The sequence below is a fragment of the Microbulbifer sp. ABM4_008 genome (assembly GCF_056311705.1).
Window position 1 is genome coordinate 4846862 of the sequence record NZ_CM149970.1, and the last position, 22889, is coordinate 4869750.

Genomic DNA, 22889 nt, shown 5'->3' on the forward strand with positions numbered 1-22889 from the left:
AAGAATAAGTAATTGGAGAAAAGGCAATGGCCATTCTGAGTAGAAGTGAAGCAAAGCGTATTCTCGACAAGGTTTTAAAATACAGCCGCGCTGATGAAGCCAGCGCGCAGCTGGCCGGCAGCGAAACCGGCAATATTCGCTACGCGCGCAACAGCGTTTCCACCAGTGGTATCGTCAATGATATCGAGCTGGCCGTAGAAGCCCGTTTCGGCAAGAAATCCGGTGTGGCCACTATCAATGAATTCAGTGATGCCTCCCTGGAAAAAGTGATGCGTCGCGCCGAAGAGTTGGCCAAGCTATCTCCGGAAAACCCGGAAGCCATGCCGATGCTGGGACCGCAGAAATATGTCAGCGTAGACGGCTTCGCCAAGTCCACTGCAGATATCACTCCAGACCAGCGCGCCAAGGCTGCGGCAGATTCCATTATTGCAGCCAAGGAAAAGAAAGTGGTTGCCGCAGGTTACCTGGAAGACCAGCGCTCTTTTGCTGCAGTCGCCACCAGTAAACGCTTGTTCGGCTACCACGCTTCTACCTCTGCCAATTTCACTGTAACTATGCGCACCGAGAATGGCCTGGGTTCTGGTTGGGCCGAAAGTGACGTTACCGATTTCGGTGCAATGAATACCGGCAGCACCTCCTCTGTCGCCATCGACAAAGCGGTCCTGTCCCAGGAAGCCCGTGCCCTGGAACCGGGCAAGTACACCGTGATCCTGGAGCCCAATGCGGTGTCCGGCCTGGTGGGTTACATGATGAGCGGCTTCGATGCGCGCAGTGCCGACGAGGGCCGCAGCTTTATGAGCAAAAAGGGCGGCGGCAACCGGACCGGCGAGAAGATGTTCGACAAGCGCGTAAATTTCTACTCCGACCCCACCAGTCTCGATGTGCCGGCTCAACCCTGGACCGACGGTGACTTTATGCAGCTGGGACGCACCGAATGGGTGAAAGACGGCGTAGTGAAAAACCTGGCGCGCAGCCGCTACTGGGCCGAGCAAAGCAAAGGCGAAGTGGTCCCCGAGCCCAACAACCTGATTATGATCGGCGGCGATAAAACCACCGAAGAACTGATCAAAAATACCCGCCGCGGTATTTTGGTATCCCGCACCTGGTATATCCGTATGGTCGATCCACAGTCCATGCTGCTCACCGGCCTCACCCGCGACGGCACCTTCTATATCGAAAACGGCAAGATCAAATACCCGGTGAAGAACTTCCGCTTCAACGAGAGCCCGGTAATCATGCTCAACAATATCGAAGATATGGGCGTCCCCCAGCGAGTGGGTATGTGGGGCATGTCCGCCATGATTCCCGCGTTGAAAGTGCGCGACTTCACCTTCAGCAGCCTTTCCGACGCCGTATAACAGCCAGCACCCATCGAGGATAACGAAATGGAAAGAAGAAAATTTCTCCAGCTCAGCGGTGCCGGCCTGGGTGTTTCCATGTTGCCGCTGTCCGGCAATCTGGTCGCCGAGAGCAAACTGACACAAAGCGGTATTGATCTCTCTGTAAAAAAAGAATTTGTCGATGTCGCCCTGAATACCGCCACTAAACTCGGCGCCACTTATGCCGATGTGCGTATTGGTCGCTACCTGAACCAATACGTGATCACCCGCGAGATGAAAGTGCAGGACGTGGTGAACACCGAATCTATCGGCATGGGGATTCGGGTTATTGCCAACGGCACCTGGGGCTTTGCTGCCACCAATGACCTGACAGCCGATGGCGTCGCTCGCGCCACCCGCCAGGCAGTAGCTACCGCCAAGGCCAACTCCAAGTACCAGCAGGAGCCAGTACAGCTGGCTCCGGTAAAAGGCCACGGCGAGGTGAGCTGGCAGACACCGATCCAGAAAAACGCTATGCAGATCCCCCTGGCCGACAAGGTGGACCTGTTAATGGACGTGAACAAGTCCGCTATGGATGCCGGCGCCAGCTATATCAATTCCATGTTGTACCTGGTGAATGAACAAAAGTATTTTGCCTCTACCGACGGCTCCTATATCGACCAGGATGTCCACCGTTTGTGGGCGCCCTTCTCGGTCACCGCAGTGGACAAGAAAACTGGCGGCTTCCGTACCCGCCAGGGCCTCAGCCAGCCGGTAGGACGCGGCTTTGAATACCTGGATGGCCGCGCCGAAGACAAGATCCAAGCGCAGACAGTGCTCTACCGCGACTCCTACGATATGGCCGAAGACGCACGCCTGGCGGCGCAACAAGCCAAGGAAAAGCTCACGGCTAAATCGGTCAAACCGGGCAAGTACGACCTGGTGCTGGACCCAAGCCACCTCTGGCTCACCATCCACGAATCCGTCGGCCACCCACTGGAGCTGGACCGCGTGCTCGGCTACGAGGCCAATTTTGCCGGTACCTCTTTCGCCACTATCGATAAATGGCGCAGCGGCAAATTCCAATACGGCAGCGACAAGGTCAACCTGTTTGCCGATAAGGTACAGCCCGGCTCTCTCGGCGCCGTCGGCTACGACGATGAAGGCGTGAAGACCCGCAACTGGGATCTGGTAAAAGACGGTGTGCTGGTGAACTACCAGGCCACCCGCGACCAGGTACATATGCTGGGGCAAAAGGAATCCCACGGCTGCTGCTACGCCGACAGCTGGTCCAGCGTGCAATTCCAGCGCATGTCCAACGTTTCGCTGTTGCCTGGCAAGGAGGAGCTGAGCGTCGACGATATGATCAAGGATGTGGAGAAAGGCATTTATATTGTGGGTGCCGGTTCCTTCTCCATCGACCAGCAGCGCTACAACTTCCAGTTTGGTGGACAGCTGTTCTACGAGATTGAAGACGGCAAGATTACCGGCATGGTGGAGGATGTCGCCTACCAGTCCAACACCCAGGAATTCTGGAATGCCTGTTCGCAGGTCTGCGACCAGAATGATTACCGCCTGGGTGGTTCCTTCTTTGACGGTAAGGGACAGCCGATGCAAACCAGTGCGGTATCCCACGGTAGTTCCACTGCGCGCTTCGACGGTATCAATGTGATTAACACCAAGCGCAAGCTGGGCTAGCCATTGATCCAGGCGGGAGCTGGCCAGCAAACCAGTCAGCTCCCAGCATTGAAAATAAATGGGTAGAAGGAAAGAAGGTGCTCCGTTCGAGACCGAATGAGGCATGGATGCCGATTACGAGCGTACAGGGATGTATTTACAGCATGTCTCGAACGGAGCACCTTCTTTCCTTTGCTCTCAACAATAAAAACCAACGCAGTAACAGAGTTATCTCGTGTCCCTCACCCGCAAGGCTTTTCTTCAGCGCCTGATCCTGGGTAGCTGCGCCGCAGCGCTGCCTCTGGGCACACGCGCACAAAATACAGCACCGGGTAGTGCACAGGAGCACTACGATTTTTATTTCACCCGCTTGATGTACGAATCCGGTGACTGGGATGTGGATCAGCGCATGCCTTCCAACCTGCTCAATTCACTGGTGGAATACACCAATCTCAGGGTTGATCCCAAAGAGCACATAGTGCCGCTGGCCGATAAGAAAATGCTGCTGGCGCCTTTCTGCTACCTGGCCGGACACAAGCTGGTGCAATTCACTACGGAAGAGGCAAAGAATTTTCGCGATTACGTCAATCGCGGTGGCTTTGTATTTGTCGACGACTGCAACCACGATATCGACGGTCTCTTTGCCAAATCCTTCGAAGCGCAAATGGCCGAGCTGTTTGGCGAAGACTGCCTGCAAAAACTCCCGGACAATCACGACCTCTACCGCTGTTTCTTTCAATTCGATGAATTGCCGGTAACCAGCTTTGAATTAAATGGCTGGGGTGATGATCTGGTACACGACTACCTGAAAGCCATTGTTGTAAACGGCCGTATCGCCGTGCTCTACAGCAACAAAGATTTCGGCTGCGAATGGGACTACGACTACCGCAACAAACGCTGGCTCGCCATCGATAACACAAAATTTGCGGTGAACATTGTTATTTACGCACTGACGAGCTGATTATGCTGACCACCCTGGAAAATAGTATCGAAGAACAACTGCACAGCCTCGACAATCTCCAACAAGAGATTGCGCGAGTGATTGTCGGCCAGAAACCCGTGGTGGAGCAGATGTTGATCTGCCTATTGGCCGGCGGCCACGCCCTACTCGAAGGGGTGCCGGGGCTGGGTAAGACCCTGCTGGTAAAAACCCTCGCCGATGCCAGTGCGCTGGATTTTAAGCGGGTACAGTTCACCCCGGATTTAATGCCCGGAGATATTCTCGGCAGTGAGATCCTCGAGGAGGATCACAGCACCGGCAAGCGCTTTTTTAAATTCCAGCAGGGCCCGGTTTTCACCAATATCCTGCTCGCCGATGAAATTAACCGCACGCCGCCGAAAACCCAGGCAGCCCTATTGGAGTCCATGCAGGAAGGCTCGGTAACGGTGGGCGGTAAAACATTGAAGTTGCCCGATCCCTATTTCGTACTGGCCACACAAAATCCCATCGAGCAGGCTGGTACCTATCCACTGCCGGAAGCTCAGCTGGACCGCTTTCTGTTAAATATTCATATCGACTATCCCGATGAGCGGGATGAAGTTGAAATCCTGCGCTCCACCACCGGTGCCAGCAGGGTCAAACCCAGCCCCAGCCTGGATGCAGAGCAATTGCGCGAAATGCAGCAACTGGTGCGGGAAATTCATGTTAGCGACGATTTGTACTGCTACGTGGCGGCACTAGTGCGCGCTACCCGTATGGAAACCAGCGGCAGCGATACCCTGCAACAGTGGATCAAGTGGGGCGCCGGCCCCCGCGCGGGGCAGGCTCTGATTCTCGCCGCCAAGGCCCGCGCCCTTTTGCAACGACGCCTCGCCATCACCCGCGAGGATATCCGCAGCCTGTTACTGCCAGTGCTGCGCCACCGGGTGCTGCTCAGCTTCCAGGCCCAGGCCGATGGCGTGCAGATGCCACAGCTGATTGATGAATTACTGACGGCGGTGCCGGAACCGGGCCGGGACTGATCAGCGTGGAATACCTGTCCCCCAAAACCCTGGCCAGTTGTCGCGATCTGGTATGGCTGTCGCGGCATATCGCCGAGGGCGTAATGCTCGGTGTGCAACACAGCCAGCGCCGTGGCACCGGCCTGGAATTTCACCAATACCGAGGTTATCAAGCGGGTGATTCCATCCGCCATATCGACTGGAAACTGTTCGCCCGCAGCGATCGCTACTATGTGCGCGAGACCGAGCAGGAGAGCCGTATGCACGTGTGCTTTGTACTCGATAGCAGCGCCTCCCTGGGCCAGGCAAGTTTTATCGAGCCCAGCCTGAATAAACTGCATTACGCCAAGTGCTGGATCGCCAGCCTGTGCTGGCTGCTCAACGCCCAGGGAGACAGCTTTTCCCTATTGGCGTTTAACAGTAGCAGAACGGTTTATGTGCCCGAAGGCCAGGGCGAGAGCCACCAGCGTCAAATCGCTCTTCAGTTACAACAACTCGACGCCAGCGACCACTGGCCAGGTCACACTCTACTGGCGCCGCTGTGGCAATACTTTGAACGCCCTTGTCAGGTGGTGTTGCTGAGTGATTTTTTTCAACAGGGCAATGAGATCGGCGATTTTGCCGCACGCTTGCATGCCGCCGGCCGCCCCTGCCTGCCACTGCAGTTGTTAGTTGAAGCCGAGCAGACTTTTCCTTTTGTCGGAGAGCTAAAGCTGCTCAATCCAGAAGTAAGCGCCAGTACTCCCGCTACTTTAGAAGTGGACGCCGAGCGGCAACGCCAGTCTTACCTGGATGCTTTTGCTCAAGCACAGAGGGAGTTAAAAGCACGCTTTGCCACACAGGAGTGTTCACTACAGACCGACCTTATCGAGCAGCCTGTGGAAAAGTCACTGCGGCAATTTATTCGTCTGCACGGCAGGTTGTGCTGAGATGTTGTGGATAAATAACTTATTTCAATCCCCACAATGGCTATGGCTATTCACAGCCCTGATTATCCCTGTCGCCATTCATTTGCTGCGCCGAAGTAATCCACAGCAGATCTCCTTTGCTGCGCTGCAATGGGTACAAAGATATTCACAGAGTCGCGCGCGCCGCCCTATTGTGGATAACAAGTGGTTGCTGCTATTGCGCCTGCTAATCGTCGCCCTGCTGGCAGGTTTATTGGCACAGCCGCTGATTAAACCGGAAATTTATCCCCAAGAGGACGTGATACTGGTAGACCCCAGAATTGGGGCGGGCGAAGCGAATACATTTATCCACAATTCACTGCCGCAGGTTGTCGGGGAAGGTTATAAAGTACTGTGGTTATCCCCAGAAACACCTTCCGTAACCTCACCCCCACCACAAAATGTGGACCTGTGGAAAACTCTATCAGTACTATCACGCCGGGCGGATTTGCTCAGGGCTCATATCCTGTTGATAAACAACGGGGTTCCAGCATCCCACCAGGCACTAAGAGTCAGCCCCCATTGGCAGTGGCACGGCCTCGACAAAATATCCACAGCTCCGAGCCCGGCATTACCGAGTATCGCTTTAATGGGCAAACCACCCAGCTGGTGGGCGCCAGTGCTGGAAGACTGGCAAAGCAATATGCCGGGACTATCGGTGCATATTCAGAAACAAGAAGAGACACCCAATGCCGAGCAGGCAGATTGGTTGATCTACACGGGCCCCGCTCCCCTGCCACAAGCCGTGCTGGAATTTGTTTCAGATGGCAGCCTGTTAATCACCGACAACAGCATCCCCCCTGCCGATAATCTCAACTTCGTTGCTGTGGATAACAGCCAGTCAGCTCAAGCGGCCTCAGTGGGACGGGGAAGTTGGCTGCGCTACGAAAGTGACTGGTACAGCGAGGCCTTTTATCGCCGCGCAGATTTACCTGAACATTTATGGCAGCACTGGTCTGGGCAAGACTGGGCTCTGCAACACCAAAATCGTGGCCACTGGTCTGCCAATAAAGTAGTGGCAGACATAGCTGGGGCAGGCCTTCCTGTAGAAGACAGCGAGGTAGAAAACCGCCGTATTGAACAACTGCAACCCTGGTTAATAGCCGCCCTACTGTTACTTCTGGCTTTTGAACGCCTAATTGCCCTATCTCGTCCCCCAGCCATCATGGCAATCGATAGTAATAGGGAGGCCGACCATGCATAAGCACCAGTCCACCCTTAACGCTGTGCGCAGGCGCTGGCAACTGACAGCCCTGTGGCCCTATCTCTGGCTTGCCACTGGCCTCAGCCTTCTGGCGGGCTTGGGCATTTTTGTATTCGGCTGGCCACAGTGGCTATTGCTCGCCTGGCTCGGAATTATTGTTGTAGCAATTCTATTGGATCGCAGCTGGCGCCCAAGCCCTGAAAGCCTATGTCGACAATTGGATGGACAATATCCACAGCTGCAAGACAGCAGCCAGTTGCTTAGCCAACAGAAAACCAACCTAAGTCCATTGCAGCAATTACAGCGCACGCGTATCGAAACAGAGCTGCAACAACTGCTGGAAAGTGGCGACCGGTCGTTTTTCGGTCCAAAAAAACTCCGCAGTACCCTGACAAATGCTTTTGGTGCCTGCCTGGGACTATTGTTATTTGTACTGAGCGATTCTCACTTCACCGGGGATAAAACTGAGACCACGCAACAAAATACGGCTATTCCCGTTGCCGAAAAGCTCGCCATAACCCGCGCGGCAACCCATATCCAGCCGCCCGCCTACACTGGGCTCGCAGCCGACAGCCAATCCCTACAAGTCGACGTGCCGGAGCAGTCTGCGGTCGAGTGGCAACTTGAATTGAATCAACCGGTGCAAGGGCTGGAAATGCTGGCCGAAACTGAGCGCTTCGCCTTTTCTCCACTAGGTGATCTACCCAGTAAAAAATGGCAATTACAACGCACAATCGCTAAAGCAGACTTTTACCAGCTCTCAGTGCAACTCGCGGAGAGCCAAATGCTATTGCCGGAAATTCATAATATTCGGGTGCAAAAAGACAATGCTCCGGAGTTTACCTTTGAGGCACCCAGCTTGCGCGTCGATACGATTCAAGGCAGCGCTCAAAGTATTCCCGTGAAAGTAATCATTAATGATGATTACCAGGTGAGTTCTGCGGATTTATTGGTCACCCTCGCCAGCGGCACCGGGGAAAATTTACGCTTTCGCGAAGAGCGTATTGCTCTCACCAGTTTGCAACCCACTGCTTTATTAACAAACTCCTCGGAAGATAAGAAAGCAGCTCGCTACGATTTCCTCCTGCCCATCCACCAGTTTTCCATGGAAGCGGGAGATGAACTTTACTGGTATTTGGAGGCCAGGGATAACCGCGAGCCCAGCGCCAACGTTGCCAAGAGCCAACACTTTATCTTGCGCTGGCCGCAAGAAGAGATTTTCGGGCTGAGTGACAGCGAGGGGATGGCGATTAAGATATTACCGGAGTACTTCCGCAGCCAACGCCAGCTGATTATTGACACCGAGGCCCTACTAGCCGAGCGAGAGCAGCTGCATCCACAGGAGTTTCGCAAACGCTCCGAGGGTTTAGCCTATGAACAGAATTTGCTGCGCATGCGCTACGGCCGCTTTCTCGGCAAAGAGGATTCGGAAGCGGAGCATTCTGGCGCAGAGAGCGAGAAGCACGATGATAAAGAAGAATCCGAACACGGCCATAGCCACGATCATACAGAACAAGGTGAGCACCAATCACATGGCGAAGAAAATGCCACTCCCTTTGCACAGCGAGACTCCCATTTCCAACAGGCAGAGCGCATAGCTGCTTCTGCCGGACACCGGCATGACAGCTCAGAGCATGCCACCCTGTTCGATCCCCAAACCAAGGAGCTACTGCGCAACGCGCTGAATGCCATGTGGAGTTCCTGGCGCGACCTGTCGGTTATAGAGCCCCAAGCCTCCCTGCCCCACCAGCACCGGGCTCTGCGCTTTATCAAGGAGGTACAGCAGGCTTCGCGTATTTACTTACAAAGAGTCGGGTTCGAGGCGCCCCCCATAGACGAAAGCCGCCGGCTTAGCGGTGAACGGGAAGACGTAACGCCAGGAACTGTCGACAGTGCCTTTGAACAAAAACAAAGAGCACAGGTACTCGCCCTAATGGCCCAAGTAGACTCTGGCGCCGAACTCGATACCGATCTGCTGGTGCAGATAAATGAGCTAGCTGCAGAGCAATCAATAGATCTCGGCCTGGAACTGTCCAAACAGCTGCGTTTATACCAGCAGCGCCACCAGCAACCGAATTGCATCGATTGCACGAACTCCCTGAATCAGCTGCTCTATCAGCTACTGCCAGCACCGGAGTCTGCGCCTTCACTGCCTTTGCAAACTGAGGCCGACGGCCATTTCAGCCGTTGGCTACACCAGCAAGGGGAGAAATCATTGTGATTGATTTCTTGATACCCGGCCTGTGCCTGTTGGCCTGTTTAACATCACTCGTACTGTTGCGCCGCCGAGGTACCAAGCCGTTCGACTATGGCTTGCAATTGGCGATTTGGCTGAGTGCCTGGATGCTCTGGCAGCCGCCGGCGATCATTCCCACCGAGCGCAATATCTCTATCAACAGCAAACAGCTGGCGAGCTCACATCCAATAAATCTCAATGGTGTGGAAAATATCTCTCTCAATGGGGAGCCACTCGGCCGCGACAAACTTCGGGACCTGGCACCGGTGCGTCTGGAGTTATCGAAGATCCTGGAATCTGATGGCCGCTGGGAATTGGACTGGCAGCGGCAAATTACCTTTGGTGATTCTTTAAAGTTAAAGGTTCACAACAACCAGCCACTGACTGAAAACGTAAAAATTAGCCTGCTCAATCCCTACGGCCATATTGAAGACAGTCTTGAGCTGAAAGTGGGAGAAACAATTCAGGCACAACTCACTGCCACTCCAAAACTCGCGGGCCCCCAGCTATACCGGGTACGGACGGAAAGCGAAGCCGGCGAAACCCATACAGATCCTTTACCCATCCTGGTGCGAGAACCGCTCCAACCCAAATTATTACTGTGGCTGGCACGCCCCTCTTTTGAGACGGCAGCCCTCTCTCGCTGGCTGCGCCAATCCGGTGTAACAGCACAAGTGATGACCCAGTTGGCACCTGAAATCATAAGAAAAGAAACTCTCAACGGCCTTCCACTTACCGGGTCTGCAGATTTATTCACGAATGAAAGTCCCTTCGATTTAGTGATACTCGACAGCAGTTTGTGGCCACAATTTTCTGCTCTGCAAAAGCGTCAGCTCAACGAGCTGGCCACTACAAAGTCACTGTTGTGGTTAGTCACTAGCGATAGCTCTGAAGAGTTTCTCCAGTACGCTGCTGCCCAATCCATGCCTCTACAAAAGGAAGAAGCCACCCACTTACATTCCGGCTTTGGCTACCAAAAAGCGGACAATCCAGAGATTCCCCCACTGCGTAATCTTGGCTTCAAAGTCACACAGCCCGGCTCCTACGACTTTTTACTGGGCAATGGAGAGTCCCCACATTTCTGGGGGCGTTCGACTGAGACACAACACCTGGGGTTTATCCTATTTAGTGACAGCCATCGCTGGCTAACCAGTGGCTTTACTACTGAATTCGCCAGCCTGTGGAAGTCCATTATTGATTACCAACTCAAGCATTTGGGTAGTCAGCAGCCAGTAATCCTCTCCAATGAGTTACCGCGTACACAAGAACGCATCACCCTATGCAGCCCACTTTTTTCTGATCAGAGTCCATTCTTATCAGAGTTTCAAGATAGCTCCCGCTCTACCAAAGGAATCGCCGCAAGCAGAAGTTCCCAGGGTCAGTGCTACAGCTTCTGGCCCCAAAATTCAGGTTGGCACCAGCTTTGGACTGAATTGGAAGGGGAGTCGGTACTAGACTTCTATATCTTTGCCAAAGAGGACTGGCCTCTATGGCAGCAGTCCCTGAATGCCAGGGAAACCCAACTAATGGCTGCCGCACGTTTGGGGCCAGAAGCAAATAATCAGGCAAACAGGGTTTTGTTGGGGCGCCAATGGCCGGCCCTTATATTGCTGTTGCTAGTGTGTATAAGCTGGTGGCGGGAACGCAGGCTTTTGAACAGATCACGACCCTGAGGGCTGCACCGAGGGCTTATTTCCGGGCTTAGCCTCTTGCTTGGGAAATATCATCTGGTCGACGGGATACCCCAAAGCTTTGGCCTTCTGTAAAAACTGCTCCAACACATCCTTGGGCATGGTTGGGGTGCGGGACAATATCCACAGATAGGATTTATCGTAGCCAGATACCATCGCGTATTGGTAGTCATCCGATAGAGCAATCACGATATAGGATGAGTAAAAGGGGCCAAGAAAAGAGACTTTCAAATGGCCCACATTTTTCGGGCCGACAAACTCGGCCCTCCCCTCCGCCATTTGCCAGGCATCACGCGCTTTTGAATAGCCGGTATTAATCACCGCGACAGAACCATCATGGTTGAGACTGTAGTCGGCAGTTACCTGGGTCAGGCCGCGCTCGAATGAGTGATCCAATCGAGCAATCTCATACCAGTGACCTAAATATCGCTGAAGCTGGAAGTTTTGGACAGGCTCAACCCCCTCCGGCACCCGGGTACAGGCACCCAGCCAGAAAAAGGAAATCAGTAATACACCCAGTGAAAACAGCTTCATCTAGCCACTCCCAGCAAGCTCCCCTCAAGTCAGAATAGAAGGCAGGGGTTTCACAAGATCAGGATAGTTTCGGGAATCTGTATTTCACCCATAAAAAAACCACCGCGAGGGTGGTTTTTTTATCGCTGGACTGGCCAACTTATTTTTCGACGAAAGCGCGCTCAATCACATACTCGTGAGGTACACCTGCGCGGGTCTCCTTGAATCCCCAGTCATCGAGGATATTGGTGAGATCCTTCAGCATTGCCGGGCTGCCGCACAGCATAAAGCGATCTTCCTCAACACTCGGCTTGGGCACACCCAGATCGGTGAAAAGCTTTCCGGACAGCATGAGATCAGTCAGGCGGCCAGTATTCCGATAGGGCTCACGGGTGACGGTTGGGTAGTAAAGCAGTTGCTCGCGTACCATCTCGCCAAAGTACTCGTGTTCCGGCAATTCGTTCTCGATCTGCTCCTGGTAAGCCAGCTCAGAAACATAGCGAACACCGTGAGTAAGGATTACCTGGTCAAAACGCTCGTAGACCGTGGGATCTTTGATGATGCTCATGAAAGGTGCCAAGCCAGTACCCGTGGACAGCAACCACAGGCGTTTGCCCGGCAGCAGGTGGTCCGCCACCAGAGTACCGGTGGGTTTTTGGCTCACGTAGATCTCATCGCCCGGCACAATCTTCTGCAGGCGGGAGGTCAGGGGGCCATCGGGAACCTTGATACTGAAGAATTCCAACTCGTCTTCGTAGTTGGCACTAGCAATAGAGTAGGCGCGCAGCAGTGGACGGCCATTGTCCTGCTGCAAACCGATCATCGTGAAATGTCCGTTCTCAAAGCGAAAACCCGAATCCCGGGTGGTCTTGAAGCTAAACAGTGTGTCGTTCCAGTGATGGACTTCCAACACCTTCTCTATATTCAATTTGGACATAAACTTAAAACCGGTTATTCCACGAGTCTCTTGATAGTTGAATTTTAGCCCTAGAAGATCTATTGGCAAAGTGGGATATTTCGATATTCCTTATCTATTTTAACGATCAACTGGAGATATCCCTTTGCGCTACACGCTCCGCCAGTTAGAGGTGTTCCTTGCCTGTGCCCATCACGAAAATGTCAGTCGTGCTGCGGAGAGCCTGAGTATGTCCCAGTCCGCAGCCTCCACAGCGCTGAAAGAGTTTGAACAGCAGTTTGAGTTGCGCCTGTTCGAGCGCACCGGTAAGCGATTGCGCCTCAATGAACTGGGACGGCAATTGTGGCCAAGGGCGGAAGAACTCCTGGAGCGAGCCCAGGAACTTGAGCAGACACTGGCTACTCACCGGGAACTGGGAAGCCTGAAGATCGGAGCCACCCTGACCATTGGCAACTACCTGACTGCCAGCGTGATGGCTCGTTATATGGAAGAGCAGCCCGGTACTCAAGTACAACTGGAAGTTGCCAATACCGCAGCGATTGCCGAGAGGGTGCTCAATTTTGAATTGGACCTGGGATTAATTGAAGGAGAGATCAATCACCCGGATCTGGAAATCATCCCCTGGCGCCATGATGAGCTGGTTGTTTTCTGTGCACCAAACCACCCTTTGGCAGGCCGCAAGCGCCTCGCCGATAAAGACCTGATCGGTGCGACCTGGATCACCCGGGAATCGGGCTCTGGAACGCGACAGACTTTTGAAAGAGCCATGGCAGGGCTATTGCCACAACTACATATCCTATTGGAATTGCAGCATACAGAAGCGATCAAGCGAGCCGTAGAAGCGGGATTGGGAATCAGCTGCCTTTCCCGTGTTTCATTAACTGATGCTTTAAAGCGCGGCTCACTTATTGAGCTACCCGTACCACATAGAGACTTTCATCGAGAGTTTTATTTTGTCCTGCATCGACAAAAATACAGAAGCGCGGGAATTAAGCGATGGATGGAATTATGTGACTCAGCAGGATAAAAAAAGATTAATTATTTGAGAAAATTTGTATTTAAATCATAGAGTTATCTAGCTTGCTTAAAATCAGTAGAATTACACCATTTCAGCCTATAAGCCATATGGGCTAACCCTGAATTTTGCATATGATGAGTTCTCATCCATGTCCATCATCAATTCAAGATCTACTACCCATCTACTTATTTTGGTAAATTACGCAACCTAAGACGACCTCCCCAACTTATAGTTTTATCTATGATTATTTAAGTGGTCTGCTCCTTACTTACAAAGAGATTATATGAAGATTAAAGGAATTTTATTGTTTGGTGCTGTTTTCGGCCTCTCACTATCCGCTTACGGAAATGGCCTGATTTCCATCAATAAAAAAGCCGAATATCACGACGAAGAATTAATTGCATCCAATATAGTTAAAGAGTGTAATAACCTTGGTTATCAATTTTCTAGCTCAACCAAGAAATTTCTTGGTAAACATGGAGTTGCCAGTTCACTAGACCCAGAGTTGGATATTCAATCAGAGGGATACAGTCTTAAATTAACAATTCTCAATGCATATAGCGGAAGATATATTTCAGGTAGCCATCAAAAATCAGTCTCAATTGAGGCTGAACTCTACAAAAACGGCGACTTAATAGATACTCTCAAGACCACCAGAAATTCAAGTGGAGGTTTATTTTATAAATTCAAAAGCTCCTGCAGTGTTCTCGAACGTTGTGTTCACACCCTTGGTAATGATGTAGCCAAGTGGATCTCTAGAAACCATAAAATTTAGCTTCACCCCAATAAGGAAATTTCATGAATTATATTATTAAATTTATATCTATTGCAGCCTTTGCATTAATAGTATCTGGCTGTACAAGTAATCCGGTTATGAATATTGAAAGTAGATTAATTCCCGATCGTCTTGACGGGTCAGCTCAAACTCAAGATTCAATTAAAACATCAATTATTGCAGGATGTATCGCGAGAAACTGGACTTGTCAACAAGTTGCTCCTGGGAAAATATTAGCCACCATTAACGTTCGCAAGCATCATGCTGAAGCAGATATTATATATAACCTTAATAGTTATAGTATCACCTATAAAGACAGCGATATGCTTGACTATAGTGAAAAATATTACACCATTCACAGAAACTACAATCGCTGGGTTAGAAATTTGAATGACGCAATTATAAAAGAACTGTCCATTTGATAGCTTTTATATCCCCAGTAGCTGTGACTACTGGGGAACTATCTTAACTGGAAATCAGATTTTCATGCCCAAATTAATAACAAACGGAATATCTATTCCATCATTGTCACTGAACAGGTTGGCGTTGGAGAAGTGTTTCCAGGAAACCATTAGCACCAGATCTTCTTTCCCTCTCCAGTTAATTCGCGCAGCATATCCAACCTGTGCCTGGAAAGAAAAGTTATTATCCTGACGACGGTTTCCCAATTGGTTGCTGGAAATATAGCTAGGACCCAACGCTCTAACAAAGAAATAAGGTTGCCCCCAACTTCTTTGCCTGGGATATAGATTCAATTGAGGATAGATGGAAAACGCTCTTATACGTTTATTTTCATCAGCATCAGTAGTTAGCTCAGTATAGCTAACACCTATATCAATATGCTGACGGTAACTCTTTTTAAATGTTTTAAAGGAATAATCTATCCCGTAGGTTTTATTATTCTGACTTGAATCAGGTTGCGGGCCACCGCCAAAACTCACTAAGAGTTCATCAGCAGTAACTGGCTGAGCCAAAAGAATTGTCGAAACTACAGCCAGTACCCACTTCATATGCTATCCCTAGGTTAAAGCTCTCTAAGAGAAAAATTAAATACGTCTTTTAAATATTAAAGATGTATTGATTCCGCCAAAGGCAAAATTATTACTCATCACATACTCAGTATCGATGTGCTTTCCACTGCCCTGGATATAATCCAATTCCGCACAGTCAGAATCAACCTCTGCCAAATTAATCGTGGGATGGAACCAACCGTTACGCATCATCTGAATGCTTATCCAAGCCTCCAATGCGCCACAGGCACCCAATGTATGACCGGTATAGCTCTTAAGTGAGCTTATGGGTACTGCACGCCCAAATGCATTACGGGTTGCGTGGCTTTCCGCAATATCGCCTCGGTCCGTAGCTGTGCCATGCGCACTGACATAACCTATTTCGCTAGTCTCTACCCCAGCCTGTGCTATTGCCTGCTGCAATGCCACCTGCATAGTTGCCGATTGAGGTTGGGTAACGTGGCTGCCATCAGAGTTGGTTCCAAACCCTACGACCTCTGCATAAATCCTGGCTCCACGGGCAATCGCGTGCTCATACTCTTCCAAGATAAGTGTACCGGCGCCCTCGCCGATAACTAATCCATCCCGGTTGCGGTCGAAGGGACGAGGAGACAATTCAGGGGTGTCGTTCTTTGTTGAAGTCGCATATAAGGTGTCAAAGACCGCAGCCTCAGTTGCACACAACTCCTCTGCACCACCGGCCACCATAATGGTTTGGCTACCATTGCGAATTGCCTCATAGGCATACCCAATCCCCTGGCTTCCAGAGGTACAAGCGGAACTTGTGGTATAAACCCGTCCACACAAACCGAAAAATACCCCAATATTGACCGCCGCCGTATGGGACATCATTTTTATATAACTGGTCGCATTGAGGCCGTCGGTGCGGTGATTTATCAACATATTGCCGAAATCAGCCACTGCTGACGGAGTGCCTGCTGACGAGCCATAGGAGACTCCGACAGCACCACTTTTGAGAATGGGGTCATCCAACAATCCCGCATCCTCAAGCGCAATCTCACTGGCGCGAACCGCCATTAATGAAACGCGCCCCATGCTACGCACACGTTTACGGTTGTAGTGCGCCGGTTTTTCGAAGTCCTTTACCGGCGCGCCCAGTCGGGTTTCAAGCCCCTCATACTTATCCCAGTCTTCCATGTAGGAAATGCCTGAAAGACCGCTCTGTAAAGCCTGACTAACCGAGTCCCAACCCTGGCCGATAGGGGATATTCCGGCCATTCCTGTAACAACCACGCGCTTCATTAGCAGAGACCACCATTTACTGAGATAACTTGACGGGTGATGTAAGCGGCACGTTCGTGCATCAGGAACGCTACAGTTGCCGCCACTTCTTCTGGTTTACCCATTCTGCGGGCAGGCACCATTTTTAAAATTTCTTCAACGGGCAAGTCTTCATCCAACATATCGGTGTCAATGAGGCCCGGAGCAACACAATTCACGGTAATCTTTCGCTTGGCTAACTCCAACGCCAATGCCTTACTCGCACCGATCAAACCCGCTTTGGATGCGGAGTAATTTACCTGGCCGCGATTTCCAGCAATGCCGGATACAGAAGTCATCACGACAATACGGCCGGGCGCACGGCGCCTGACCATTGGCATGGTTAAGGGGTGTAAAACATTGTAGAAACCATCCAGATTGGTGTGTACAACAGAATCCCAATCTTCTGCAGGCATCGCAGGGAAAGCATTGTCAGCAGTAACACCAGCATTGCACACAATGCCGTAGTAGCAGCCATTACTCTCGACATCTTCCAATAAGACATCCCGTGCTTGCTCCCGGTCGGCAATATCAAACTGCAAAATTCTGCTTTTTCGCCCTAACTTAGCAATCTCTTCTGCTGTTTCCTCTGCTTGATCACGGCGGCTGCGGCAATGTAAAACAATATCGTAGCCATCTTCAGCTAACTGAAGTGCAATCGCCCGGCCAATACCACGACTGGAACCGGTAACTAAAACCCACTCTGACATTTAGTTTCTTTCCTTCAAATACTGTTCTACGTTATCCGGCTGATAAACATTAAGCCGCGCGCTCTGCTCGATAGATGAGCCGGTTATCACACACTCAAATGTCGCCATGCCATTTTCAGCCTGGAGAATGCGCTGGACATCAATTGTTAATTCTTCCCCGCAGCGATAACTCTCGATATTTGACAGGAACTTGCGAGTACCCAGTAAAAAACCCAGGCGAACGTCTTTACCCTGTTCTTTTGCATGATATCCGGAGAAGGCTGCGATGGATTGGGCCATATATTCAATGCCCACGTAAGCGGGAACACGACCGTTGCGGGAAAATATTCCATCATCACGAACTCGCAACTTTGCCTGTAGCTGCTCCTCGCCTACAGAGATCACTTCATCGAGGAGTGACATATTTCCACTGTGTGGAACCAGTTCTTCAGCAGTATATTTGTGCATCTATTTTACCTCTGACTGCCCAAGATTACCGAGCAATTACTCCCACCAAAGGCAAAAGAGTTACTCATTACATAGCGCAATTTTCCAGGAGCCTCGTGGCCTTGATACAGGTTCAGTCGCACTATCTCCGGATCATAGTGGCCATCATACTGATGGCGGGGAAATTGATCATATTGTAAGGCAAGCCAACAAAAAGCCGCTTCAAGAGCGCCTGCAGCACCGAGTGTGTGCCCGGTGAGAGGTTTTGTGGAAGAACACGGTAGCTTGCTTCCAAACACTCTTTCAACGGCTAGAGCCTCCATAGAGTCGTTATGTGGCGTTCCCGTACCATGAAGATTCAGGTAATCAATGTCGGCGGTATCCAAGCCAGCATTCTCCAGAGCCCCGCGCATACAGGCTTCCGCACCACGTCCTTCTGGGTCTGGGGCCGACATATGGTGGGCATCAGACGTGGCAGCAACACCGGATAGAACCACAGGACCAGGCTCTTTGCTAAGCACAAACATTGCTCCAGCTTCACCGAGGTTAATACCATCCCGATTAACGCTGAAAGGATTGGTCTGGCCGGCACTAAGTGCCCCCAGGCTATGAAAACCCCGGACTGTCATGCCACAGAGGGAGTCCACACCGCCAACAACAACGGCATCACAAGTACCGGTTGAGATAAGGCGCCGGGCACAGGCAAAAGCATTGGCACTGGACGAGCAAGCTGTGGAGACGGTGAGCTGAACGCCTTGGATTCCCAGGTACTTCGCAACAAAGGTACTTAAACCAGCCATTTGCTGTTGAAGCCGATAATTATATCCGGTCTCTTTCTCACCACTTAAGTAGGCCTCACCTGAGTCTATTCCCGAGGTTGAGGTTCCCATCACAACGCCAATTCGGCCCGCACCATGTTTTTCTATTAGTTCAGCGACTGCACTTTCAATTTGAGTCAGCACAGCCATAGCCAGCTGGTTATTGCGGCAGTGGTAATCTTGCAACGAACTCGGTAAATCAGGCAGCTTCCCCTGTACAATACCCAGATTCCCTCTGTATTGTGGCAAATAGGTTTCATCGACCTGCATATGAGAACTCTCATCACCGAACAAGGAATTAGCTACTGCCTCAGCAGTATTTCCCAGGGTGCAGATGATCCCCATATGATTAAGATAGAAATTTTTCATACTTAGAAATTCCTAATGCTTAACCTATAACCCAGTAGTTTGTGCTCCAGCTCAATTTGGGCCCTCCAAATATCTTTACTGCTATAGCGAGCCACTGAATTCACTTCACCATTGCGTGAGAGTTTTCGCGTGTAAATTCCCTCGACAATAGCCTCGTCCAAATTCCAGCCTACGGGCAATACTTCACGAAGCTGGGCAATTGGCCAGTATACAAACTGGATATCTGCCAGCAATTTCTCTGGTGGCACTCTCTCTGCTCTACTCATGTGGTAATGGGTGCTGACCTCATTACCATCGTATGTAACATCCAGCAGGCTTATCCCTTCAGGGCTGAGAAGAGATAGCTTTAAACTCTCCATAGTGTGGAAAGTAGCCGCCATCAATTCATACTCATCGCCTTGATAGACAATGCGTAAATGTTGATTGAGCTGGCGCGGTCCCTCGCTCAATAACGGGGCCAAAGGCCAACTTTGCAGCTCTTCTTTCCTCCCCCCTGTGGACATACACCCCACCAGAGTAAGAAAGCTCAAAAACAGTATTACTTGGCGGAACATATTTCTACCAGCGTATTCAATCGACGCTCAGCAGCGGCAACAAACGGATTTTTTTTATCCCATGCATAACCAGCCAAGATTGAGCAAATCATGCCTTTTATTTCTTTTTGGTCGGTTTGATAAAAAATTACATCCTGGAAACGACCGTCATACCAAGCTTTGACATAGGTTTTAAAAACTTCCACACCGTGCTTCAGGGGTTCAATAAACTCTTCATCCCAATCAACCGCTTCCCCTGAGAGCTGGCGATGCAGGCACTCAACTGCTAACTCTGAAGATTTCATTGCAATGGTAACACCGGATGAAAATACCGGGTCTAGAAATTCACCGGCATTCCCCAAAAGCGCAAAACCAGGGCCGGCCAGTTTGGTCACATCACTGGAATATCCGCGAATACGTTGTATTTCTGTATCGAATTTGGCATTGCGCAGAGTTTTTGCCAACTCGGGGGCGGAGGCAATAGCCCCTTTCAATATCTGTTCCGGATCCTGCCCCCAGGTCGAAATCTTTTCTTTCTCACCTACAACCCCAATAGAAGCTCTTCCATCTGCAAAGGGAATCAACCAGTACCAAATATCCCGCTCACTGGGATGCACAGTGATTAAGATTTTATCCCGGTCAAAATGGCTATCATCAATATTGTCTTCAACATGTGTAAATACGGATTCTCGAACAGGAAACTCTGACGGACGATCGAGATCAAGTAATCGCGGTAAAACTCTGCCAAAGCCACTGGCATCCAATACAAAGCGCGCCTGGAAAACCAGGTTTTCGCCGTCATTCTCGGCAATTAACTTTGCGTTATTCTCAGCAATATCAACTGACACTACAGAATGGCGATAATAGACCTTAACACCCTGGCGCTCTGCTTCATCAGCCAGGATTTTATCAAACTTAGCTCGCTGTACCTGGAAGGTGGTGCCATGCCCAGGGGAGAACTTCTCCCGGAAATCAAATGATGTACGAGCACCATCCCACTCAAAAGCAGCACCATTTTTATATTGAAAGCCCGCTGATTTCACAGCTTCTAACATATCTGCTTTTTCAAGATACTCGATACATTGAGCCAGTAGGCTTTCACCAATAGAAAAGCGAGGAAATTCTTCCCGCTCAACTATCGAAACTTGCCAACCTTTTTTAGCCAATAACGCACCTGCGATAGCTCCGGCAGGACCGGCACCAATAATAACAACGTCAGACTTAATTTCTTTCATTGGCTAATATCCCTTACCCCGTGTACAAAAAAATAAAAATGCCAACAACAAAGTTAATACTGTGCCCACAGCCAGGACTAACCCAAAATTTGCTATCGCCGGTGTGCCAGACAATGCTAACAAACCAAACCCTAAAAAAGTTGTTAACCCAGCCATAGCTATCGCCAGCAGGGTATAATGCTGCTCAGCTTTCCTGCTTGTATGGCTAAATATTGCGTAATCTATACCAATACCAAAGACAAGTAATAAAGCCGCAACATGAAATAAATTAATTGCTGATCCCTGTAAAATCACTATCGCCAGGGTGCCTAGTACTGCGCTGGATGGAAGTGCAACTATACTTAAGGCTTGTTTTATTCCTGTTTTAGTTGCAGTTACCAGAAATACAACAATGAATATTAATGGCAGTAATTGCAGCAACAGATCACGCTGTTGTGACATAACATTAGAGATACTTCTGGTAGTATCAACATAGGTTACTCCAGGCAGTAACTCTAAAGATGACAAATCTTCTTTTAAGCCATAAATACGTACCACAGAATAGCAGTGATTATTTTCACAACCCAGCCATAATCCTTTATATTGCCGACCTGCAACTGGCAACCATTCAGAGAAATTAAAGGTATTGAATGGCTGTATTTTAGAACTTAACTGCTGGTTAATATCTTGTTCAGGATAACCCAATTGCTGATAAAAAGACCTGACAGCATCCCCACTGTAAAACTTCGACAATAACTTCCAGTCAGCTTCTTGAACCTCTTTTGGAGGTATCCGGTTAGTTACCCCCTGAAAACCACTAATAATTTCCTTTTCTACTAAATAGCCTAGTTGATTTCTAAGTTCCCATTCTCGTGTTAATACCTGTTGTTCATCTTCACCAAAAACCAAAAAATAACGGGAGTCTGGCCGGGATTTAATCAGAGAATTTAGCTCTATTTCATCTTGTGTAAGAAATTCTGGAGGCTGGTAAAACAGTTTTAGGTCATCATTAAATTGAATTTTCTGAAGCGCCGCAGATCCAAACATCAACAGCCCAACCAATGGAAACAGGTAGTACCTAATATTGAGTTTAGGAAACTGACTGGAAAACGATAAAGGCCTATGCTTAATATTAATCCAGCGTGGGAATAGCAGGATCACAGTCAACCAAGCCCCTATTAAACCACAGCCGACAAAAACCCCTATTTGTTGTAAAAGCGGAAAAGGTGTTAATGCAAGAGAGAAAAATGCCAAGCAGCTTGATATCAAGCCCAGCAATAGCCCAGGTAATATATCCTTATCTTTTGGCTTGCCCAGCCTCAATCTATTACAAATAAAGTGAAATGCGTAGTCAATCGCCAATCCAGAAACCGTTGTACCAAATACAAAAGCCAGTATATGAATTTGGCCCAAAATAATAATAACACCAGATATACCACTGGCCACGCCACATAGAATTGCGAATGTACAGGCTAGTAGAGGTTTTAATGAGCGAAAGACAACAATACATAGACAGCAAATAGCAAGGATCGAAAGGGAGCCAATCAGGCGTATTTCATCCTGTGCCATAGCAGCAGCATACTCTGTATGCAGGGGGGCTCCAGCTACCAGCAGCGAATAACCATTTTTTTGAGCCCATTGCTTTAATTCTGACTGTAAAGAAAGAAGTGATATATCGCTCTCTCCAGTCAAATCAACTGGTGCGGCCAGCGTATAAAGCAGGGTAAAAACTTTATGTCCTTCTGTATGTACCGGAATTCCATCAAAGACTTGTGGAGTAATTCCAATATCTGCGGTAAAGTAATTGCGAAAAGTTGAGAAAGTATCTTTCTCCAAATCAATTCCAGCGCCGTCAGGCCCGTATAATTTACTCAATTGACGCTGTATAAGTTCCTCTGGCGTAACGTCTAATAACGCCCTATCTTCAGGGCTGAGTAGCTGTTGGCGCAGAGGAAAGAGCAGCTCCCACTCCTCTTTATAGCTTTCAGAATCGGCCCAACGATATTCAACAGACTCTAAAGATTTAGCGGCCTTTAGTTTCTGCGCCAACTCTTGGGTATGCATGGCCAGACGTTGTGATTCTTTTCCTTCAGAAACTAAAACCCAAATTAAACTTCCCTGTAATTGCTGACTGACTTTTTTCTGGATGCCAGCACTACTTACCGAGTCGGAGTTATTATCAGCTAATAACAAAATATCTGTTTGTAGCCAGCTGGATTGATAGCGTAATACAGTTATCCCAATAATTACACTAACAAAGGAAAGCCAAATAACAACTCGACGTGACATGA

At 49.8% G+C, this 22889-nt stretch carries 21 protein-coding genes; 11 read left to right on the top strand and 10 right to left on the bottom strand.

All coding sequences use genetic code 11. From position 1 onward, the window contains the following. Nucleotides 1–26: 26 nt before the first annotated feature. The 8 genes from ACYX4J_RS21050 (at nt 27) to ACYX4J_RS21085 (ending at nt 10997) form a co-directional block, all read left to right on the top strand. A complete protein-coding gene (locus ACYX4J_RS21050) occupies nt 27–1358 on the top strand; it encodes a TldD/PmbA family protein (RefSeq protein WP_444895545.1) in 1332 nt (443 codons plus the stop codon). Between the two features lie 27 nt (nt 1359–1385). Beyond that, nucleotides 1386–3017, top strand: a complete 1632-nt coding sequence (locus ACYX4J_RS21055) for a TldD/PmbA family protein (protein WP_476177485.1) — start codon at nt 1386–1388, stop codon at nt 3015–3017. Nucleotides 3018–3231: 214 nt separating this feature from the next. After that, nucleotides 3232–3957, top strand: a complete 726-nt coding sequence (locus ACYX4J_RS21060) for a DUF4159 domain-containing protein (RefSeq protein WP_282930459.1) — start codon at nt 3232–3234, stop codon at nt 3955–3957. A gap of 2 nt (nt 3958–3959) precedes the next feature. After that, nucleotides 3960–4958, top strand: coding sequence for an AAA family ATPase (locus ACYX4J_RS21065; RefSeq protein WP_282930460.1), 999 nt, complete (start codon nt 3960–3962; stop codon nt 4956–4958). Between the two features lie 5 nt (nt 4959–4963). Then, nucleotides 4964–5866 carry a DUF58 domain-containing protein gene (locus ACYX4J_RS21070; protein ID WP_476177486.1) on the top strand — a complete coding sequence of 301 codons (903 nt, stop codon included), beginning with the start codon at nt 4964–4966 and terminating at the stop codon, nt 5864–5866. A gap of 1 nt (nt 5867) precedes the next feature. After that, entirely contained in the window at nt 5868–7088 is a 1221-nt protein-coding gene (locus tag ACYX4J_RS21075; RefSeq protein WP_476177487.1) for a BatA domain-containing protein, read from the top strand. Beyond that, nucleotides 7081–9309 (top strand): hypothetical protein, encoded by a 2229-nt coding sequence (locus ACYX4J_RS21080; RefSeq protein ID WP_476177488.1) that lies wholly within the window; start codon nt 7081–7083, stop codon nt 9307–9309. The genes ACYX4J_RS21075 and ACYX4J_RS21080 overlap by 8 nt, the downstream gene beginning before the upstream one ends. Continuing rightward, on the top strand, nt 9306–10997 hold the full coding sequence (locus tag ACYX4J_RS21085) for a hypothetical protein (RefSeq protein WP_444915075.1): 1692 nt from the start codon (nt 9306–9308) through the stop codon (nt 10995–10997). The genes ACYX4J_RS21080 and ACYX4J_RS21085 overlap by 4 nt, the downstream gene beginning before the upstream one ends. Here the strand turns inward: ACYX4J_RS21085 and ACYX4J_RS21090 are convergent. Together ACYX4J_RS21090 and ACYX4J_RS21095 are read right to left on the bottom strand one after the other, a co-directional pair. Continuing rightward, nucleotides 10986–11549, bottom strand: a complete 564-nt coding sequence (locus ACYX4J_RS21090; RefSeq protein WP_444906728.1) for a lipocalin family protein — start codon at nt 11547–11549, stop codon at nt 10986–10988. The two genes, ACYX4J_RS21085 and ACYX4J_RS21090, sit on opposite strands and share 12 nt — an antisense overlap. 139 nt (nt 11550–11688) lie before the next feature. Beyond that, entirely contained in the window at nt 11689–12465 is a 777-nt protein-coding gene (locus ACYX4J_RS21095) for a ferredoxin--NADP reductase (protein WP_282930466.1), read from the bottom strand. A 124-nt stretch (nt 12466–12589) separates the two neighbouring features. Between ACYX4J_RS21095 and ACYX4J_RS21100 the strand changes: the two genes are divergently transcribed. The 3 genes from ACYX4J_RS21100 (at nt 12590) to ACYX4J_RS21110 (ending at nt 14659) form a co-directional block, all read left to right on the top strand. Next, entirely contained in the window at nt 12590–13471 is an 882-nt protein-coding gene (locus ACYX4J_RS21100; RefSeq protein WP_413663956.1) for a LysR family transcriptional regulator, read from the top strand. Nucleotides 13472–13745: 274 nt separating this feature from the next. Then, nucleotides 13746–14237, top strand: a complete 492-nt coding sequence (locus ACYX4J_RS21105) for a hypothetical protein (protein ID WP_444906730.1) — start codon at nt 13746–13748, stop codon at nt 14235–14237. Between the two features lie 23 nt (nt 14238–14260). Further along, nucleotides 14261–14659, top strand: coding sequence for a hypothetical protein (locus ACYX4J_RS21110; RefSeq protein WP_476177489.1), 399 nt, complete (start codon nt 14261–14263; stop codon nt 14657–14659). Between the two features lie 54 nt (nt 14660–14713). On the opposite strand, the gene ACYX4J_RS21115 is transcribed toward ACYX4J_RS21110, so the two are convergent. From ACYX4J_RS21115 to ACYX4J_RS21150, 8 genes are read right to left on the bottom strand one after another with little or no spacing between them, the layout of a single operon-like run. Continuing rightward, entirely contained in the window at nt 14714–15247 is a 534-nt protein-coding gene (locus ACYX4J_RS21115) for an acyloxyacyl hydrolase (protein WP_444906731.1), read from the bottom strand. A 36-nt stretch (nt 15248–15283) separates the two neighbouring features. Continuing rightward, complete coding sequence (locus tag ACYX4J_RS21120; RefSeq protein WP_444906732.1) at nt 15284–16510, bottom strand: beta-ketoacyl-ACP synthase; 1227 nt, start codon at nt 16508–16510, stop codon at nt 15284–15286. Then, a complete protein-coding gene (gene fabG / locus ACYX4J_RS21125) occupies nt 16510–17238 on the bottom strand; it encodes a 3-oxoacyl-ACP reductase FabG (protein ID WP_282930472.1) in 729 nt (242 codons plus the stop codon). The genes ACYX4J_RS21120 and fabG overlap by 1 nt, the downstream gene beginning before the upstream one ends. Beyond that, a complete protein-coding gene (locus ACYX4J_RS21130) occupies nt 17239–17685 on the bottom strand; it encodes a hotdog family protein (RefSeq protein WP_413663951.1) in 447 nt (148 codons plus the stop codon). 5 nt (nt 17686–17690) lie between these two features. Next, complete coding sequence (locus ACYX4J_RS21135; protein WP_444940302.1) at nt 17691–18851, bottom strand: beta-ketoacyl-ACP synthase; 1161 nt, start codon at nt 18849–18851, stop codon at nt 17691–17693. A gap of 2 nt (nt 18852–18853) precedes the next feature. After that, complete coding sequence (locus ACYX4J_RS21140) at nt 18854–19354, bottom strand: DUF3261 domain-containing protein (RefSeq protein ID WP_444906734.1); 501 nt, start codon at nt 19352–19354, stop codon at nt 18854–18856. Between the two features lie 35 nt (nt 19355–19389). After that, on the bottom strand, nt 19390–20619 hold the full coding sequence (locus tag ACYX4J_RS21145; RefSeq protein ID WP_444940303.1) for an NAD(P)/FAD-dependent oxidoreductase: 1230 nt from the start codon (nt 20617–20619) through the stop codon (nt 19390–19392). Nucleotides 20620–20622: 3 nt separating this feature from the next. After that, on the bottom strand, nt 20623–22887 hold the full coding sequence (locus ACYX4J_RS21150) for an MMPL family transporter (RefSeq protein ID WP_476177490.1): 2265 nt from the start codon (nt 22885–22887) through the stop codon (nt 20623–20625). Nucleotides 22888–22889: the final 2 nt, after the last annotated feature.

Bases quoted from the DNA above. Each gene is read 5' to 3' on its own strand.
- ACYX4J_RS21055 (WP_476177485.1), top strand. From the start codon at position 1,386: ATGGAAAGAAGAAAATTTCTCCAGCTCAGCGGTGCCGGCCTGGGTGTT.
- ACYX4J_RS21120 (WP_444906732.1), bottom strand. From the start codon at position 16,510: ATGAAGCGCGTGGTTGTTACAGGAATGGCCGGAATATCCCCTATCGGC.
- ACYX4J_RS21080 (WP_476177488.1), top strand. From the start codon at position 7,081: ATGCATAAGCACCAGTCCACCCTTAACGCTGTGCGCAGGCGCTGGCAA.
- fabG (WP_282930472.1), bottom strand. From the start codon at position 17,238: ATGTCAGAGTGGGTTTTAGTTACCGGTTCCAGTCGTGGTATTGGCCGG.
- ACYX4J_RS21065 (WP_282930460.1), top strand. From the start codon at position 3,960: ATGCTGACCACCCTGGAAAATAGTATCGAAGAACAACTGCACAGCCTC.
- ACYX4J_RS21140 (WP_444906734.1), bottom strand. From the start codon at position 19,354: ATGTCCACAGGGGGGAGGAAAGAAGAGCTGCAAAGTTGGCCTTTGGCC.
- ACYX4J_RS21150 (WP_476177490.1), bottom strand. From the start codon at position 22,887: ATGTCACGTCGAGTTGTTATTTGGCTTTCCTTTGTTAGTGTAATTATT.
- ACYX4J_RS21130 (WP_413663951.1), bottom strand. From the start codon at position 17,685: ATGCACAAATATACTGCTGAAGAACTGGTTCCACACAGTGGAAATATG.
- ACYX4J_RS21090 (WP_444906728.1), bottom strand. From the start codon at position 11,549: ATGAAGCTGTTTTCACTGGGTGTATTACTGATTTCCTTTTTCTGGCTG.
- ACYX4J_RS21115 (WP_444906731.1), bottom strand. From the start codon at position 15,247: ATGAAGTGGGTACTGGCTGTAGTTTCGACAATTCTTTTGGCTCAGCCA.
- ACYX4J_RS21135 (WP_444940302.1), bottom strand. From the start codon at position 18,851: ATGAAAAATTTCTATCTTAATCATATGGGGATCATCTGCACCCTGGGA.
- ACYX4J_RS21105 (WP_444906730.1), top strand. From the start codon at position 13,746: ATGAAGATTAAAGGAATTTTATTGTTTGGTGCTGTTTTCGGCCTCTCA.
- ACYX4J_RS21095 (WP_282930466.1), bottom strand. From the start codon at position 12,465: ATGTCCAAATTGAATATAGAGAAGGTGTTGGAAGTCCATCACTGGAAC.
- ACYX4J_RS21050 (WP_444895545.1), top strand. From the start codon at position 27: ATGGCCATTCTGAGTAGAAGTGAAGCAAAGCGTATTCTCGACAAGGTT.
- ACYX4J_RS21110 (WP_476177489.1), top strand. From the start codon at position 14,261: ATGAATTATATTATTAAATTTATATCTATTGCAGCCTTTGCATTAATA.
- ACYX4J_RS21145 (WP_444940303.1), bottom strand. From the start codon at position 20,619: ATGAAAGAAATTAAGTCTGACGTTGTTATTATTGGTGCCGGTCCTGCC.
- ACYX4J_RS21075 (WP_476177487.1), top strand. From the start codon at position 5,868: ATGTTGTGGATAAATAACTTATTTCAATCCCCACAATGGCTATGGCTA.